Origin of the sequence: Thioalkalivibrio sp. AKL6, assembly GCF_000376905.1 — a bacterium.
In the GTDB taxonomy this organism is placed as follows: domain Bacteria; phylum Pseudomonadota; class Gammaproteobacteria; order Ectothiorhodospirales; family Ectothiorhodospiraceae; genus Thioalkalivibrio; species Thioalkalivibrio versutus.
The window spans coordinates 259,528-273,638 of sequence record NZ_AQXS01000010.1; the positions used below are offsets into that span (position 1 = coordinate 259,528).

Below are 14,111 nucleotides of genomic sequence, written 5' to 3' on the forward strand. Positions count from 1 at the left end.
GATTCCTATCCGTCCGCCGGCGCCGCTCGATTGGTGTCCGGCTTCAGCGCTGGCGCGCGGCGGCAGTGATCGAAAAAGGCATTGGCATCCATGGGCCGGGCGAACAGGAACCCCTGAAAGAGCAAGTCACCGTGGGTGGTCAGCCAGCGGTACTGGGCCTCGGTCTCGACCCCCTCGGCCACCACCGCCAGACCGAATTGGCGTGCGATGTCGCAGATTGTGCGCACCATGGCCTGGTCGTCCGGGTCGTGGTCGACCTGGCGGACGAAGCTCCGGTCGATCTTGAGTTCGTCGAACGGGAGACGCTTCAGGTAGCTGAGCGAGGAAAACCCGGTCCCGAAGTCGTCCATCGAGAAGCGCAGGCCCATTTGCCGCAGGGCCTGCATGATGTGGATCACCCGGTCGGTATCCTCCGCCACCACGTGCTCGGTGATCTCGAGCGTGATGCGGTGGGCGTGTTCACGGCCCAGATAGCGGGTGATCAGGTCCTGCATGCGGTGGACAAAGTTCAGGTGCACCAGCTGGCGCGGGCTGATGTTGATTGCGAGCTGCTCCAGGGGGAACCCGGCGCGATCCCAGTCGCGCAAGGCCTGGAACGCCCGCGCGATCACCGCGTCGCCCAGTTCGCTGATATAGCCGGTCTGTTCGGCGATGGGGATGAACTCGGCGGGTGATACGGCGCCCAGCTCGGCGCTGTGCCAGCGGATCAGGGTCTCGGCGCTGCGGATCCGCCCAGTGGTGTCCACCTGGGGCTGGAACAGGACCTCGATCTCGCGATTGTGCAACGCAAAGTGCAGGCAGCGCTCGATCTGCAGATGCCGCTCCACCGCCCGCGACAACTCGTCGCTGAAGACGACCACGCCGTCGCGCCCGCGGTCCTTCACTTCGTACATGGCGATATCGGCCTCGCGCACGAGCTGATGCGAGTCGACCGGCTGCGCGGGCTCGATCAGGCGGATCCCGATGCTCGCGCTCACGTGCAGGTGATGGTTGCGGATAATGTAGGGCGTCTTGACCACCTGAAGCAGCGAATGCGCCAGGCGGCGGGCGGCGCGCTCGCAGGTCTGGCGGTCTTCCTTGCCGGGGGCCACGATGACGAACTCGTCGCCGCCCAGGCGGGCGAGGTGGTGGCCCGGGGGCAGGGTGTTGGCGAAGTCGCGCGTCACGGACTTCAGCAGCTCGTCGCCGATGTCGTGCCCCAGCAGGTCGTTGACCGTCTTGAAATGGTCCAGATCGATCAGCAGCAGGTACGAGTGCTGTCCGTGATGCTGCAGGACCTCGAGGCTTTGTTCGAGATGCTCGATGAAGGCGGCGCGATTGTTCAGTCCGGTCAGGGCATCGTGGGAGGCCTGGTGGAAGCTGTTGCGGAGCAACCCGAAGCTGCTGTTGGCCGCGTAGAACAGGACCAGGGCAAGGGTTGCCGAGAAGGCCGCCAGGACATAGCTATACCAGTCCCCGATTAGCAGGAAATACCCGGCCAGCGGCACCATCATGGCCGGGATTAGCGGCCGGAAAACCCAGGGGGCCGGGTAGAGCAGGGCCGCGACCACCGTGGTGGCGCCGATCTGCGTGAAAATGGCGATGTAGTGGAGATTGTGCGAGTCCAGGCGCACAAAGATCAGAAAGATCGCGGTCCACAACGCCAAGTAGAGATACAGGAAGAGGGTGAGGTGCAGCCGCCAGCGGAGCCGTTGCTCCGGCGACAAGGGAGAGCGGTGGTAACGCCAATACAGCTGCAGGCCCCAGAGCGATGTGGCAAGCATCACGCTGTACCAGGCTGCAGCCGCGGTGAAGGCCCCGTGCAGCGCACCCAGCAGGATGTAGCCCAGGCCGGGGACCAGGGACAGCGCCACCAGCACCGGGATCTGGCGCGTCAGATAGGTGTCGAACTGGGGATCGGCGCGTAATGCCTCGCGGGCCGGAACAAGCGCGCGTACGCTGGACGCCGGTGGATTGTCTCGCGGGGTGAGTGCCATCGGGGTCCAGACGGGGACGGTTTGTGGAAGAGCTGGACGTTACGGTAAATCGGGCGGGGCCTCAACAAGCGCGGCCCGGCGCATGAACAACGGACTACGGGATGTTGCTAACCGAGTTACAGATCGAGGCCCAGCTGGCCGATGCGGCGCGCCGCGGGGAGTTCGATGACCTCCCGGGGGCGGGTCGACCCCTGGAACTGGATGATGACAGCGCGGTGCCGCAAGAGCTGCGCATGGCCTTCCGGGTGATGAAGAACGCCGGCTATGTCCCCGAGGCCGTGCAACTGAGGGGCGAGATCGCCTCCACGGAGGCGTTGCTGCAGGCGGCGGACGACGAGGCGGCGCGCCAGCAGGCGGCCAAGCGTCTGCGCTTGCTGCTCGACCGGCTGAACCGCAGCGATGCGGGTCGGGGCATGCTCTCCGAGTCCGGCTATTTCCGACAGCTGTGCGAGCGCATGGATGGCCCCAGCCAATGAAACCGGTCCATGGACCGACCAAGGGCCGCGGCGCGACCATCGATCCCCATGCCCGCTTTGAGTCGACCCGGCACGAACCCTTCGACGACGGGTGGGTCGGTGATGGCGAGGCACCGGCGCCGCTGCGCACCGAGGTGACGGTCGAGCACCCGCGCAGGGTCCTGTCCTGGAATCAGTCCCCGGATGTGCCATTCGAGCTCTCCCTGAACCCTTATCGTGGCTGCGAGCACGGCTGTGCCTACTGCTTTGCGCGGCCGGCCCATGCCTATGTGGGCCTTTCGCCGGGGCTCGACTTCGAGAGCCGGCTGTTCGCCAAGGTCGGCGCGGCCGACTGCCTGCGGCGCGAACTGGCGCGACCGTCCCACCGGGTGACCCCGTTGGCGCTCGGGATCAACACCGATGCGTACCAGCCGATCGAACGTGAATGGCGGATCACGCGTGAGCTGCTGGAGGTGCTGGCCGAGACCGGGCATCCCGTATCCATCGTCACCAAGTCCGCACTGGTCGAGCGCGACCTGGATTTGCTGGGTCCGATGGCGGAGCGCGGACTGGTGCAGGTGGCGATCTCGGTGACGACCCTGGATCGCGGGCTGTCGCGACATCTGGAGCCGCGCGCGGCGGCCCCGCAACGGCGCTTGCAGACCGTGGAGCGGCTCACGGCGGCGGGCGTCCCCGTCAGCTTGCTGGTGGCGCCGTTGATCCCCGTGCTCACGGACGGGGAGCTGGAGGTCTTGCTGGATGCCGGGGCGGCGGCTGGCGCAGTGGCCGCCGGCTATGTGCTGCTCCGGCTCCCGCGTGAGGTGGCCCCACTGTTCGAGGACTGGTTACGCACCCATCACCCGCTCAAGGCGGAGCATATACTGCAGCGCCTGCGCGAGGCGCATGGGGGCAAGCTCTACGATTCCACCTTCGGTCACCGTATGCGCGGGGCCGGGCCGTATGCGGAGCTGTTGCGGCAGCGCTTCCGGCTGGCGCGGCGCCGGGCGGGGCTGGCCGGACGTCTCGTGGAGCTGGACTGCAACCAGTTTGTCCCGCCCGCGCGCCCGCAGAAGACGCGGTCCGAAGGGCAGCTCGACCTCTTCTGACGCTCGGCGAATGCGGTCCGGCTGGCGCCGTTGTCCCGAGGACGCTTCTCCCGCGGGCGGGGTGTTCTGGTTTACAGTGAGGCCAACATCAAGACAGGGCGGACGATGCCGCAGAATCCAACCATGAGTACCGGCGATGCGGCCTGGTGGGGGCGCCGGGCACTTGCATCGGGGCAACATGGACGCTGGTCCATCGGCCCCCTGGACCTCTGGCTGCTGCACGGTGAGCAGGAATGGCAGATGGTGCTGGAACGCCCGCGCGACCCCGCCGATGCCACACTGGCGATCGATGTTCCCTGCGCCGAGGGGTTCCCTGCCGACGCGAACGACCTGCTGCGTTTTGCCGGATCCCCGGCGGATTCGGTACCGGAGCTGCGGGTGGCCCTGGCGGATCGGCCGATGGTCAGCCGGCCGCAGAACCCCTTCTATGTGCCGGCCCGTGGTCAGGTCACGCTTTATCTGAGTTCCCCGGCCTGGGTGCAGTTGCACCTGGGCGAGGCCATGGTGCAGGAGTTTCCGGTCTATACGCCGTCCGATACCTGGTTCGGCCCGAATACCGTGAACGGGGAGCTCTGTTATGCCACTCGCACCCAGGCTCGCCTGGACCTGGCCGACGTGCCCGTGCGCCCGCACCGCGTCATCACTCCGCTGACCATCGAGAACAAGGCTTCGGATGCCCTGTTCCTGGAACGCGTGAACCTGCCGGTGCCGCGCCTTCCGGTGTTCGCCGACGAGCACCACCGGTTGTGGACCCCGGCAGTGCGCATGGAGCGCGAGGAAGATCGCGACATGGCGGACATGAAGATCGACGCCGGCCCCCCCGGTGTGGCCGGCGGGGCCCAGCGTATCGCCGAGCCCCGCCAGGCCGGGGGACGGCATTTGATGGTCAGGGCGTTCACCGCCCTGTTTCAGTAGGGAGCATCCGGCGCGATGAATGAATGGCTGCAAACCGCTCAGACCTTTGTGACCAGCGAGGCCTTTCTCGCCGCCATCCGCGCCGCGGTCTACCTGCTGGTGGGCCTGTTGCTGGCGCGCCTGCTGTCGCGCGGTCTGGCGCGCGCGCTGGAGGACAAGCTCGACGCGCAGCAGGTCATGCTCACCCGCCGCATCAGCTTTTACTTGATCGTTCTGCTGGTGCTGGCCTCGGCGCTGCGCGAGCTGGGCTTCGATCTCACCGTGCTATTGGGCGCGGCCGGCATCCTGACGGTCGCGCTTGGCTTTGCATCGCAGACCTCGGCCTCGAACCTGATCTCGGGGCTGTTCCTGATCGGCGAACGCCCGTTCTCCGTGGGGGATGTCATCAAGGTCGGGGATGCCACGGGCGAGGTGCTGTCGATCGACCCGCTGTCGGTCAAGCTGCGCACCTTCGACAACCTGATGGTGCGCGTGCCGAACGAGACCCTGGTGAAGACGCAACTGACCAATCTCAGCCGCTTCCCCATCCGCCGCCTGGACATGCAAATCGGGGTGGGCTACCGGACTGATCTCAAGCAGTTGCGCGACGTGCTCATGGGCGTGGCCGAGCGCAATCCGGTCTGTCTGGAGGAGCCCAAGCCGCTGTTTATCTTCCTCGAGTACGGTGATTCCGCGCTGAAGATTCAGCTCTCGGTGTGGGCGCGGCGGGAGAAGTTCCTGGATCTGCGCAATTCCATGCACGAGGGTGTGAAGGCCGCGCTGGACGAGGCGGGGATTGATATCCCGTTCCCGCAGCGCACGCTGGGTGGCCTGGATGGAAGCCCGTTACCCGTGCGCATCGTCGACAACGTGCCGGAGGCCGAGGCGGAAGCGTCCGCGCGCGACTGACCGGCAGGCCGCCGGAGCGGGGTTGGGCCGTCCCTCAATCCAGGCGGAGATCCGCCCAGACCGGGTCGTGATCCGAGGCGCGCCAGGGCCCCGTGGCGGGCGCGCGACCGTCAAAGCCGAGGAAGCCGGGTTCGTCTGCATTGACCGGCCAGGTCGCCCCGTCGTGCACGGCGTCGCGCAAGGCATCGGGACCCAGCAGGTAATCCAGCTGTCCGGCCCGGCCGCGAAAGACATAGGTATGGGCGGACGCTGGATCGTCATGCACCAGGTCCCGCTTGCCGGCCGCGGCCAGCGTTCGCACCGGGTCTTCGGCGGCGTAGGCGTTCAGGTCGCCGAGGATCAGTACGGGAACATTGGCAAACTCATTGCGTTGCTGTTCCCGGATCCATGTCACCAGACGTTCGGCCTGGGCCGTGCGCCGTTCATTCCAGCAACCCTGGCCGCGGTCGATATCGCCCGCGTCGGGGCAACCGCTCTTCGCCTTGAAGTGCACCACCACGGCCCCGAAACGCTTGCCACTCCCGGGTTGCTGGAACCAGCCGAGCAATGGCGGGCGATGATGCACGGCATCGCGATCGGTGGCGGACCCAACGAGTTGCAATCGGTCCGGACGGTAGAGCAGGGCCACCTTGATCGCGTCGTCGCCCGGACCCGGGTGGGCGATGGCCGCATAGTCGCCGCGCGGCGGAGGGACGGCATTCAGTCGTTCGACCAGCTGCCGGCGCGCCGCCTTGGCGTTTTCCAGTTCGACCGCGCCCAGCAGGTCGGCGTCCAGCGTTTGCAGCAGGGCATCCAGCTTGGCCGTCTGGCGCTCGCGTTCCGCCCGGTTTTGTGCGCCGCGCTCGCCCAGCGTCACGAAGTCGTTCTCCAGATTGGCGGTGGCGATGCGCAGGTGGTCCGCTCCCGGCGTCGACGGCGGATCGGGGCGCTCGCCGCCGAGCCAGTTCAGCGAGTCGGTGGGATGGATGCGATGGTCGCCGAAGGCGTGGGTCAGGATCCCGGTCAGGCCTGCCAGCGTGCTGCCCACCCGGCGCGTGCCATGATCGTCGCGATAGGGGATCGGGTCGGGTTCCGCGCGATAGCTGCCATCATCCAGGATGATCCGGCGCTTCTCGTCCCGTGCGGTTCCCGCGGCCCCGATCTGGCCGGGGTGCATGAGCCGCCCCCCGGCCGAGAGCGTCAGGCTGCCATAGCGCGCGAGTTCGTGGTTGGCGGTCAGCGCCAACGGTTGCACAAAACGAACACGGAGGTCGGCGTACTCGCCGAGGCGGCTGGCGTCTTCAGGCAGGCGCACCTCCAGCGGTGCCGGCAGTTCGCCGTGCCCGCAGCGTTGGATGCGGTCCAGCCGAGCGATCTGCGGGCGTCCGCGGTGGCGGCTAAAGACCCCGTGTACTTGCACATGCTCGCCGGTCGAGACCGGCTCGCGCCGCGGGGCATACACGAACATACCCGCCGAGTCGGGCCCGACGCCCTGCTGCAGATAGAACCCGCCGAGTTGATCGGGCCCCATAAACACACCGGTGACGAAGCCCTCCGCGATGACGGCATTCCCCTCGGCGACCGCGCCGGCGCGGAGCTCGGCGAGAGGGGCGACCTCGGCCCCAGGGTGGGGGCAGGCCACCCGGGCATCGACCGGGGAGGCTGCGAATAGCAGAACCACCAGTGCGCCCCCCAGCGTGCGGCGCACGCTCGGGGCCGGGTTGGCGTGGCGGCGGGGGTGCGTCAGCCGATCCATGGCCGCATGAGAAGAATCAGGCGCTCTTGCTGGGGTTCAGCAGTTCGTAGAGATAATCCGGCGCCTGGGTGACATCGGCGATGGTGTAGCGGTCGAGGACGTCCAGGAAGGCATCGCGCGCATCGTTCAGGACCCCACGCAACTGGCAACCAGGGAGAATCGGGCAGACGGGATTCTCGCAGTCCACCACGTTCAGGTTCGGCTCCATGTCGCGGATGACACTGCCCACGTTGATCTCGTTCGGCTCGCAGGCGAGCGAGATCCCGCCCCCCTTGCCACGCCGGGTGATGATGTAGCCCTTCTGGCCGAGCTGGTGAACGATCTTTACCAGGTGGTTGCGCGGGATCGTGAACTGCTCGGAGATATCGCTCACGGTCACGCGCTGGTCGCGCGGCTGCACGGTGAGGTACATCAGGACCCGAAGGGAGAAATCGGTATAGCGAGTGAGCTGCATAGGGAAGGAATCGTCGGTTCGCGGTTATGAAGGATATGCATGCGCGCATATGTCTTGGAACCTTAATCGCTCCGGACACCCGTCACAAGTTCGGTCGTCGCCGCTGAGTGAAGGCCGGGGCGTATTCGGGGTTCAGAAACCGCACAGCCCGGCCGTTACATGCCAATAATAACAAGGCTTCTGAAGCCGAAATACAGGGGAATTCAATGGGGTCAATCAAAGGGTTGGGCCGGCTGTCACTCGCAGGACGGTTTTCGCTGGCGCTGAGCGCGATCGTGGGGGTGTTCTTTCTGATTGCCGCTGCCGCGGTGTTCTGGCATACCGCAACGCTGAAGGCGGGTATGGAGGCGACGTTGACGGGCGTCATGCAGGGCCACGAGACGACCCCGGCACTGGAGGCCGAGGTGGCGCTCGAGATCGACCGTCTGCTGGATCTTGCGGCCTGGCAGGTCAACGCGATGATGCTGGGTGTCGCGATCGGCGTGGTCGTCGTCGTGTATTTCCTGTTCGTGTTGATGATTCGCCGGCGCCTGGCGCATCTGGCCTCGCAGTTTCGCGGGGTATCGGAGGGGGAGGGCGATCTGAGCCAGCGGATCGAGGCCCCGCGCAATGACGGGATTGATCGCCTGGCGCGTCTGTTCAACGCATTTATCGAGCGCTTGCAGGGGATGGTGTCGGAGATGGTGGAACACGCGCGTGAACTGGGGGAGTCCGTCGGCACCCTTCACCGCGTGGCGGAAGAGACCAACCAGGAGGTGCAACAGCAACAAGCCCGGATCGGCCAGGTTGCTACCGCGATGAACCAGATGACGGCCTCGGCCGAGGAGATCGCGCGCAATGCCCAAACCGCGTCGGAAGCCGCCGATCAGGCCGAGAGCGAGACGCGTACCGGGTCCGATGTGGTGGACGCCTCGGTGCGCACGATGCGCGAACTGGCGAGCGAGATTGGCACGGCAAACGAGCAGGTGGCGCGCCTGCAGTCCGAGTCGGACAGCATCGGTTCGGTGCTTGACGTGATCCGCGGCATTGCCGAGCAGACCAATCTGCTGGCGCTCAATGCGGCCATTGAGGCTGCGCGGGCGGGGGAGCAGGGAAGGGGATTCGCTGTCGTAGCGGACGAAGTGCGGACCCTCGCCACGCGTACACAGGACTCCACCACCGAGATCCAGGCCATGATCGAACGCCTGCAGGCCGGCGCTCGGGCGGCGGCCAGCGCGATGGAGCGCAGCCGCGAGAGGGGCGAGGCCGGAGTCGACCAGGCCGCTGGTGCGGGCGACGCCCTGCAGGCGATCCGTTCCGCGGTGGAACGCATCCGTCATCTCAACAACGAGATCTCCGGGGCGGTATCGCAACAGGCGGAGGTCGCGCGCGAGGTGGATGGCACCCTCACGGAGGTTAGCCAGGGAGCCCAGATCACCGCGGGGAATGCCGAAGCCACGGCCAGCGAGACGGACGCCCTAGTGGGGCGGATCGAGCGGCTGCGGGGACTGACCACCCAGTTCCGGGTCTGATCCACGCCTGGCTGGGCGTGCGAACGGGGTCCCGGCGCCTCCCTGGCGTTTTCCGTATACTGCGGCCCGCCTCGGGTTCACGGAGCCGTATCTGCAATGACAGTCTGGGTCGCCGCCCTCCTCGGGATCGTTCAGGGCATCTTTATGTTTCTGCCGGTCAGTTCGACCGCGCACCTGGTCCTGACCCAGCACTGGCTGATCCGTCAGGGCGAACCGCTACCGGCGCCCGAGAGCCCCGAGATGATCCTGTTCGACCTGGTAGTGCACGTGGGCACCCTGGTCTCGATCGTCTTCGTCTTCCGCAAGAGCCTGACCCGGCTGACCGGTGGCATTGCCCGCGAAAGCCTGCAGTGGGCATCGGCCCGCGGGTCGGCCGGGCGCGAGATGCTGTCCCTGCGTCTGGCCCTGCTGGTGGTGCTTTCGGTGTTCGCGACCGCGGTGGTCGGATTCACCCTGAAGGCGGGCTTCGAGCAGGTGTTCGCCCACCCGACCCTGATCGCGGGCACGCTTAGCCTGACCGGGGTATTGCTGTGGTGGACGGACCGGCTGCAACGGCGCCCGTTGGGGCTGCGCCAGCTGAGTCCGAAGATTGCCACCATCATCGGCGTGGCCCAGGGCTTTGCACTGATCCCGGGGCTCTCGCGCAGCGGCATGACCATCACCTTCGCCCTGTTCACCGGGCTCAAGCGGCGCTGGGCGGCGGAGTACAGCTTCTTCCTCGCGATTCCGACCATCCTCGCCGCCACCGCCGTGCAGTCGCTGGACGTGCTCAATGGCGACGGGCTGGGGAACCTGAACTGGACGGCGCTCGCGGTGGGCTTCTTGGTGTCCGCCCTGGTCGGGATCGTCTCGTTGAAGATGGTCCTGTTCTTCCTGTATCGCGCCAACCTCAAGGTCTTCTCGTTCTACCTCTGGGCGCTGGCGCTGCTGGTCCTGTTCGGATTCCTCGACGTGGAGATCATGTACGGAAAATGACCGGATCCCCGGGTGTGGAGTCTCACGAGGGGGGCCCATTTTCCCCAACTCTCCGTGCGTCCCAATGATCGACGCGGGACCGGAGAGTGACCAAGGTGCTGCGCACCGCGCCTTGTCTCGAAAAAAATGGGGTAACCACGCGGACGGGTGAGTGAATCAGCCGCTCCCTGGATTCCTCGGCTTACTCCGGTCCGCGCAGGACCGCCAGGGGCGCCTGATCCAGCACCCGCCGGGTGCCCAGCCAGCCCGCCAGGGCAATCCCCAGCGTACCGCCACCGATGCCGTAGACGAAGGTCAGCGGGTTCACGCTGTAGTCGAACCCGAAGACCTGCCACGCGAGCAGGGCGCCGACCGCCGTGGCAATGACGGACGCCAGCAGCCCGGCCAGCAGCCCCAGGGCGCCAAATTCGGCCAGCAACCCGTTGCGGATCTGGTCGCGGCGTGCACCCAGGGTGCGCAGCAGCGCGGCCTCGCGCCGGCGTACATCGCGCGTCGCCTGCACCGCCGCATAGAGCACGGTCAGACCCGCAATCAGCGTGAACAGGAAGACGTACTCCACCGCCCGGGTGGCCTGATCCATGACGTCGCGCACCTGCGCGAGGATCGCGCTGACATCGATCGCCGAGACCGCGGGGAATTCGCGCAACCACTGGTTCTGGGCGGAGCGCTGCGCCTCGGGTACGTGCATGGCGGTGATGAAGGTCCGGGGCTGCTCGTCCAGCAGCGGCGGCGGACCGATCACGAAGAAGTTCACCTGGAAGCTGTCCCAGTTGACCTCGCGGACGCTGGTGATCGGGCTGCGAATGGCCTGACCGCCGACACGGAAGGTCAGCTGGTCCCCGAGTGCCAGGTTGAAGCGTTCCATCAGCCCGGCCTCGACCGACCACCCGCTATCGGGGTCCTGCCCCTCCTCGCCAAACCAGTCGCCCTCCACGATGGGGTTATGGTCCGGGGGCGACTCGGCGTAGGACAGGTTGAACTCGCGATCCACCAGCCGGCGATCGCGATCATCGTCGAAATCATCCGGACGCACGCGCTCCTCGTTGATCTCGATCAGCCGGCCGCGGATCATCGGGTCCAGTTGCGGGCGCTCGAGACCGGCCGCCTCGACGCGGTCGGCAAAGGCATCTTCCTGTCCCGGCTGGATGTTGATGAAGAACTGGTTCGGGGCATCCTCGGGGATGCTGGCATCCCAGGCCTCCAGCAGGTCTACCCGGACAATCGCAAGCAGCAGCAGTGCCAGGATGCCCACGCTGAAGGCCACGAGCTGCACGGCACTCAGGCCACCCCGACGGGACAGGTTGGCCAGGCCGAAGCGCAGGGCCATGCCGCCGCGGTTGCGCAGGGGCCGCAGGGCCAGCACCAGCGCCATCCCGAGTGCGGCCAGCACCGCGATCGCAACGGCCGTGCCTACCAGCACCCAGGCGGCCAGGCGGGGATCGGCGGCCTGCCAGTACAGCAGGCCGCCGAACGCCAGCAGTGCCAGGGCGCCGGACAGCCAGACCGAGGTCGGCGGCAGACCCAGATCGCGCCGGAGGACCCGCAGCGGCGAGACCTGGCCGATCCGCAACAGAGCGGGCAGGGCAAAGCCCACGGCCGTGATCAGCCCCACCCCAAGGCCGGCGATGACCGGGCGTGAACCGGGCGGAGGCAGGTCCCCGGCGAGCCAGTCGCCCAGCAGGGCCGCGAGGACAAACTGGGCCGCGAAGCCGATCGCGAGCCCAACCCCGCTGGCCAGCAGGGCGACCAGCACAACGCGGCCGAAGTAGATGAGCAGGACCTGGCGTCCGCTGGCTCCCAGCGCGCGCATCACCGCCGCCGGGTCGGCGCGGCGCTGGGCGAAGTGATGGGCCGCGACGGCGATCGCGGCCCCGGCCAGCAGCACCGCCATCAACGAGGCGAGGCCGAGGAAGCGCTCCGCACGCTCGATCGCGGTACGCAGTTCCGGGTTGGCGTCCTCCAGACCCAGCAGGCGCTCGCCGGACTCCAGGTCATCCTCCAGCCAGTCACGGAACTCCGCGACCCCGGCGCTGGGTCCCGCGGCAAAGAACTCGTAGCGTACGCGGCTCCCGGGGCCGATCAGGCCACTGGCCTCCAGGTCATCGAAGGCCAGCATCAGTCGCGGGGCAATATCCAGCAGGTTGCTGCCGCGATCGGGCTCGTGCGTGATGACCCCGGTCACTTCCAGATCGAGGTCGCCGACCTCCACCCGGTCCCCGACCTCCAGTCGCAGGGCCTCGAGCAGCGCCGGCTCCAGCCAGGCCGTACCCGGTTCCGGACCGCGGTCGCGGACCCGCTCGTCCGCCTCGCGGCCAGGACGGATACGCGCCTCGCCTTTCAGTGGCCAGCCCGCCTCGACCGCGCGCAGGGCGGCCAGTCGCGATTCGTCGTCCGCAGTAAAGACGACGCTGGGGAGGGAGGCCGTACGCGCCGTTTCCAGTCCGTTGCTGGCCGCTTCGGCAGGCCAGCCTCCCGGCAGCGGGTTGTCGCTGACGACGGCCAGGTCACCCCCCAGCAGCGCGGTCGCCTGCTGGGCCATGCCCCGATCCACCCGATCGGTGAAGAAGCCCACCGCCGCGACGGCTGCGACGGCGACGACCAGGGCGGCGGCGAGGACGCGCAGCTCGGCCGAGCGCCATTCACGCCAGGTGCCACGCAGCAGGGCGCGTAGATGGCTGCGGTCGGTTCCCCGGGTGGCGATCATTCGAGCACACCATCCTGGATCGAGATAATGCGATCACATTGTCCGGCCAGCTCGGGGTCGTGGGTAACCAGCACCAGGGCCGTTGCCGGCCCATCACTGTCGGGGTGGCGCGCGGGGCTGAACAGCAGCTCGATGATGCGGTGCCCCGTCCGCCCGTCGAGGTTCCCGGTGGGTTCGTCGGCGAACAGCACCGCCGGGTGATCCACAATGGCGCGGGCAATCGCTACGCGTTGTTGCTCGCCACCGGAGAGTTGATGGGGGTAGTGTGCGGAACGTTCGCCCAGACCCACGCGTTCCAGGGCCTGTGAGGCCCAGTGGTTCAGGGTTTCCTGACTCTCTTGCGCATGGGCCGGGTTGAGCTCCAGCGGGAGCAGGGTGTTTTCCATCGCTGTCAGTGCCGGCAGGAGCTGGAAGGACTGGAACACAAACCCGACCCGGCCGGCGCGCAGGGCGGCCCGGCCATCCTCGTCCAGTTCGCTGATGGTTTGCCCGAGCAGCCGAACTTCTCCCGCACTCGGGGCGTCCAGACCTGCAAGCAACCCGAGAAGGGTGGACTTGCCGGAACCCGAGGCGCCGAGAATGGCCACCGTCTCGCCCGCCTGGACCGCCAGTGAGATGCCGCGCAGGATGTCCAGCGGTCCGCTGGGTCCGTTGATCCGCTGCTCGAGGTCCCGGGCCTCCAGTACAAATGACGAGGATGCATCCATGTTGCGTATTCCGTTGGTCGTGATGGGCTTGATCGCGTTGCTATGGAGTCCTGTTGCGGCTGCGAATTCCCTACCGGACGAAAATCGTTCGGCCGAGCCGCTCCGGGTCCTGGTGTTCGGGGACTCGCTGAGTGCCGCGTACGGCATGCCGGATTCCGCCAGCTGGCCGGCCCTGCTGGGCGAACGGCTGGCCGAGCGAGAGAAGGACTGGAAAGTGGTCAACGTATCCATCAGCGGTGATACCACTGCCGGTGGACGGAGTCGCTTGCCCGACGTGCTGGAACGCGCAGCGTTCGAAGTCGTCATCCTGGCCCTGGGCGGCAACGATGGCCTGCGCGGCCTGCCGCCGCAGGCCATGCGCGAAAACCTGGAGGCCATGGTCGATGCGATCGAGGCCGTCGACGCCAACACCCTGTTGCTGGGTATACGCATCCCGCCGAACTACGGCCGCCGCTATACCGAGCGTTTCGAGGCCGTATTCGCCGATCTTTCCGAGGAGCGGGGACTGGCATTCGAGCCATTCTTCCTCGAGGACATCCTGCTGGAAGACGGCATGTTGATGGACGACGGTATCCACCCCAGCGAGGCCGCTCAACCCCATCTGCTGGACGCGGTGTGGTCGCGGCTGGAACCCATGGTGGAGGAGGCCGAAGCCCGATCGCGCCCATGCAACGGAGCCGGGTAA

12 protein-coding genes are annotated in these 14,111 nt (G+C 67.2%); 7 read left to right on the plus strand and 5 right to left on the minus strand.

Features of this window, described 5'->3' with window-relative positions:
* Positions 1 to 5: 5 nt before the first annotated feature.
* Positions 6 to 1,976, minus strand: coding sequence for a bifunctional diguanylate cyclase/phosphodiesterase (locus D575_RS0109225; protein ID WP_018145632.1), 1,971 nt, complete (start codon positions 1,974 to 1,976; stop codon positions 6 to 8).
* A gap of 101 nt (positions 1,977 to 2,077) precedes the next feature.
* Between D575_RS0109225 and D575_RS0109230 the strand changes: the two genes are divergently transcribed.
* From D575_RS0109230 to D575_RS0109245, 4 genes are all read left to right on the plus strand, one after another.
* Entirely contained in the window at positions 2,078 to 2,452 is a 375-nt protein-coding gene (locus tag D575_RS0109230; protein ID WP_018145633.1) for a DUF1992 domain-containing protein, read from the plus strand.
* A complete protein-coding gene (locus D575_RS0109235) occupies positions 2,449 to 3,537 on the plus strand; it encodes a PA0069 family radical SAM protein (protein WP_018145634.1) in 1,089 nt (362 codons plus the stop codon). Before D575_RS0109230 ends, D575_RS0109235 begins: the two co-directional genes overlap by 4 nt.
* A 105-nt stretch (positions 3,538 to 3,642) precedes the next feature.
* Positions 3,643 to 4,452 carry a hypothetical protein gene (locus D575_RS0109240; protein WP_018145635.1) on the plus strand — a complete coding sequence of 270 codons (810 nt, stop codon included), beginning with the start codon at positions 3,643 to 3,645 and terminating at the stop codon, positions 4,450 to 4,452.
* Positions 4,453 to 4,467: 15 nt separating this feature from the next.
* On the plus strand, positions 4,468 to 5,340 hold the full coding sequence (locus D575_RS0109245; protein WP_018145636.1) for a mechanosensitive ion channel family protein: 873 nt from the start codon (positions 4,468 to 4,470) through the stop codon (positions 5,338 to 5,340).
* 34 nt (positions 5,341 to 5,374) lie between these two features.
* On the opposite strand, the gene D575_RS0109250 is transcribed toward D575_RS0109245, so the two are convergent.
* A complete protein-coding gene (locus D575_RS0109250) occupies positions 5,375 to 7,075 on the minus strand; it encodes an ExeM/NucH family extracellular endonuclease (RefSeq protein ID WP_018145637.1) in 1,701 nt (566 codons plus the stop codon).
* Positions 7,076 to 7,091: 16 nt separating this feature from the next.
* Complete coding sequence (locus D575_RS0109255) at positions 7,092 to 7,529, minus strand: Rrf2 family transcriptional regulator (protein ID WP_018145638.1); 438 nt, start codon at positions 7,527 to 7,529, stop codon at positions 7,092 to 7,094.
* A gap of 206 nt (positions 7,530 to 7,735) precedes the next feature.
* Between D575_RS0109255 and D575_RS0109260 the strand changes: the two genes are divergently transcribed.
* Both D575_RS0109260 and D575_RS0109265 read left to right on the plus strand, forming a co-directional pair.
* Positions 7,736 to 9,040 (plus strand): methyl-accepting chemotaxis protein, encoded by a 1,305-nt coding sequence (locus tag D575_RS0109260; RefSeq protein ID WP_026182104.1) that lies wholly within the window; start codon positions 7,736 to 7,738, stop codon positions 9,038 to 9,040.
* 96 nt (positions 9,041 to 9,136) lie between these two features.
* Positions 9,137 to 10,015 carry an undecaprenyl-diphosphate phosphatase gene (locus D575_RS0109265; protein ID WP_018145640.1) on the plus strand — a complete coding sequence of 293 codons (879 nt, stop codon included), beginning with the start codon at positions 9,137 to 9,139 and terminating at the stop codon, positions 10,013 to 10,015.
* 181 nt (positions 10,016 to 10,196) lie between these two features.
* On the opposite strand, the gene D575_RS0109270 is transcribed toward D575_RS0109265, so the two are convergent.
* Complete coding sequence (locus D575_RS0109270; protein WP_018145641.1) at positions 10,197 to 12,719, minus strand: ABC transporter permease; 2,523 nt, start codon at positions 12,717 to 12,719, stop codon at positions 10,197 to 10,199.
* Positions 12,716 to 13,426, minus strand: coding sequence for an ABC transporter ATP-binding protein (locus tag D575_RS0109275; protein ID WP_018145642.1), 711 nt, complete (start codon positions 13,424 to 13,426; stop codon positions 12,716 to 12,718). The genes D575_RS0109270 and D575_RS0109275 overlap by 4 nt, the downstream gene beginning before the upstream one ends.
* Between D575_RS0109275 and D575_RS0109280 the strand changes: the two genes are divergently transcribed.
* Positions 13,425 to 14,111 carry an arylesterase gene (locus D575_RS0109280; RefSeq protein WP_018145643.1) on the plus strand — a complete coding sequence of 229 codons (687 nt, stop codon included), beginning with the start codon at positions 13,425 to 13,427 and terminating at the stop codon, positions 14,109 to 14,111. The genes D575_RS0109275 and D575_RS0109280 overlap by 2 nt on opposite strands.